Raw genomic sequence first — 2,804 nt, 5'->3', positions numbered from 1 at the left:
CCCGCCGCCTGCCCGACGGCCGCCGCTACGGCATCGTCGCCGGCACCGGCCGGCTGCTTGAGGGAATCAAGGACTTCCGTTTCGGCGATGCCGAGCTCGCGTTCCTCGATCAGCACAAAGTCGTTGACAGGCAAACACTGGACTTCCTCGCCGACTACAGGTTTTCCGGCGACATCTGGGGCTATCCGGAGGGCGAGGCCTACTTCCCCGGCTCGCCCATCCTGATCGTCGAATCAACGTTCGCGGAAGCCTGCATCCTGGAAACGTACATCTTGTCCGTGCTCAACCATGACACCGCGATTGCTTCTGCTGCTTCCCGGATGACCAGCGCGGCCGGCAACCGGCCTTGCATCGAGATGGGCTCCCGGCGCACCCAGGAGGAGTCCGCGACGGCGGCAGCCCGCGCTGCGGTCATCGCCGGTTTCGGCAGCACCTCCAACCTTGAAGCCGGACGCCGTTACGGCATCAAGACCGTGGGCACGGCCGCCCACTCGTTCACTCTCCTGCACGACACCGAGCGCGAGCCTTCGAAGCCCAGATCGCCGCCTTCGGACCGGAAACCACGCTCCTGGTGGACACGTACGACGTCGAGGTCGGGGTACGGACCGCGGTGGAACTCGCGGGTGACAAACTCGGGGCTGTCCGGCTGGACTCCGGAGACCTCGTGGCCCAAGCCCAATGGGTCCGCGAGCTGCTGGACAACCTCGGCAACATCAACACCCGGATCGTCGTCACCTCGGATCTCGATGAATACGCGATCGCGGCCCTGCAATCGGCCCCGGTGGATGTGTACGGCGTGGGCACCTCCCTGGTCACAGGATCGGGAGCGCCCACCGCCAGCATGGTCTACAAGCTCGTCAGCCGGACCAACGATGCCGGGGAATTCGTGCCCGTGGCCAAGGTAGCCAAGAACAAGGCCAGCGTGGGCGGCCGCAAATACGCCCTGCGCAAGCTCAACGAACTCGGCATCGCAACCCAGGAGATCGTAGGCATCGGACACCGCCCGGAAGACGATGGTAACGACCGCCAGTTGCTCCAGCAATTCATCAAGAACGGTGAGCTGCTCCCGGGATGGACCGGACACGAGGGCGTAGTCCGGGCACAGGAACGCCACGCTGCCACCATGGCCGAATTGCCTCCAGTAGTGCGCAGGCTGCAGCGCGGTGAGCCGGCAATCCCCACCGTCTATGAGGAGGACTGAATGTCCCGTGCCCTGATTATCGTGGACGTCCAGAACGATTTCTGCGAAGGCGGCTCCCTCGCCGTGGAAGGTGGCGCCGCCACGGCGGCTGCTATCAGCGAATACCTGGACGCGAACCATCAGCACTTCGACCACGTCGTGGCTACGCAGGACTGGCACGTGGACCCGGGCAGCCATTTTTCGGAAACTCCGGACTTCGTGGACAGTTGGCCGCCGCATTGCCGCGCCGGGAGCAAGGGCGCGGAGCTCCACCCGGATCTCGACGCCGAATACGTCCAGGCCTATTTCCGCAAGGGACAGTACACGGCCGCCTACTCGGGATTCGAAGGAGTCCTGGCGCCCGAAGACGAAGTGCCCATGGGCGAACTCGCGCCCGGTGCAGTCCCCTCCGTCGAGCTGGATGAGGACGCCCTCGGGCTCGATGACTGGCTGCAGAGCCACGGAGTGGAAGAAGTCGTCGTGGTGGGAATCGCGACCGACTACTGCGTCAGGGCCACCGCGCTGGACGCCGTGCAGGCGGGCTACTCGGTGACGGTGATCGGTGAACTCACCGCCGGAATCGCGGAAGATCTTGACGAGACCTACGCGGAACTGGAAGAAAACGGCGTCGAGCTGGGGCAGCGCTAAGGGCAGGAGCCCTGCCAAGCACTTCTACTTCCGTCCGATGAACCAATCCTGGAGCTTGCGCAGGCGCGACTGCAATTGCTCCTCGTTCGCCTGCGCGACTGCCGGTCCGCCACACACTTCGCGCAACTTGTTGTGGACGACGCCGTGCGGGGTGCCGGTACGGGCCGACCAGGCCGCGACGTTTTTTGCGAGCTCATTGCGCAGGTCCATCAGCATGCGGTGGTCCGGAACCGCGGGTGACGCCGCGGCAGCCAACGGAGATTGGCGTTTCTTCCTCGACTGCTGGTCATGCTGCCGCTGCCGGAGCAACGTTCCCACTTGTTCGGCGTCGAGCAGCCCGGGGATCCCGAGGAAATCAAGTTCGTCCTCGGAGCCGATATCGGCTCCCGTACCGAATTCGCCGCCGTCGAACAGCACCCTGTCAAAGGATGCCTGCGAATCGAGGGCCTCGAATTTGCCCTTCTCCAGGGAGTCCGAGGCCTTCTCTTCGCGGTTGGCCTCAGCCATCAGGCTCTCTTCGGGGTTGAAGAGGCCGTCCGGATCTTCCTTCTCCGGCCGGTCCAGCGCGTGGTCCCGCTCGGCTTCCATGGAGTTGGCCAAGGCCATGAGGGGTGGCACGGAGGGCAGGAAGACCGACGCCGTTTCCCCGCGTTTGCGGCACGGACGAAGCGGCCCACGGCCTGGGCGAAGAACAGCGGCGTGGAGGTGGACGTCGCGTAGACGCCGACCGAAAGCCTGGGGACGTCGACGCCTTCGGACACCATGCGGACGGCCACCATCCAGCGCTTGTCGCTGGCGGTGAACTCCTCGATCTTGTGCGAAGCCTTGGAATCATCGGACAGGATCACGGTGGGCGACTGACCCGTGATCTTCTTGAGCTGACCGGCGTAGGCGCGGGCGTCGTCGTGATCCGTGGCAATCACCAGACCGCCGGCGTCGGGCACGGTGCGCCGCACTTCACTGAGGCGCTTGTCAG

At 65.0% G+C, this 2,804-nt stretch carries 1 protein-coding gene and 2 pseudogenes; 2 read left to right on the top strand and 1 reads right to left on the bottom strand.

Annotation, left to right across the window (positions count from 1 at the left end; translation table 11 throughout):
• Together AHiyo1_RS23685 and AHiyo1_RS23680 are read left to right on the top strand one after the other, a co-directional pair.
• Nucleotides 1-1,201 (top strand): annotated as a pseudogene (locus AHiyo1_RS23685) (nicotinate phosphoribosyltransferase); the annotation flags it as partial.
• Complete coding sequence (locus AHiyo1_RS23680; RefSeq protein ID WP_059390254.1) at nucleotides 1,202-1,828, top strand: isochorismatase family protein; 627 nt, start codon at nucleotides 1,202-1,204, stop codon at nucleotides 1,826-1,828.
• 24 nt (nucleotides 1,829-1,852) lie between these two features.
• Here AHiyo1_RS23680 and AHiyo1_RS23675 read toward each other — a convergent pair.
• Nucleotides 1,853-2,804: pseudogene (locus AHiyo1_RS23675) on the bottom strand (DEAD/DEAH box helicase); the annotation flags it as partial.

Source organism: Arthrobacter sp. Hiyo1 (genome assembly GCF_001263615.2).
GTDB lineage: Bacteria > Actinomycetota > Actinomycetes > Actinomycetales > Micrococcaceae > Arthrobacter.
Note: the sequence above shows the minus strand (reverse complement) of the source record. Positions and strands in the feature narration are given on the sequence as shown.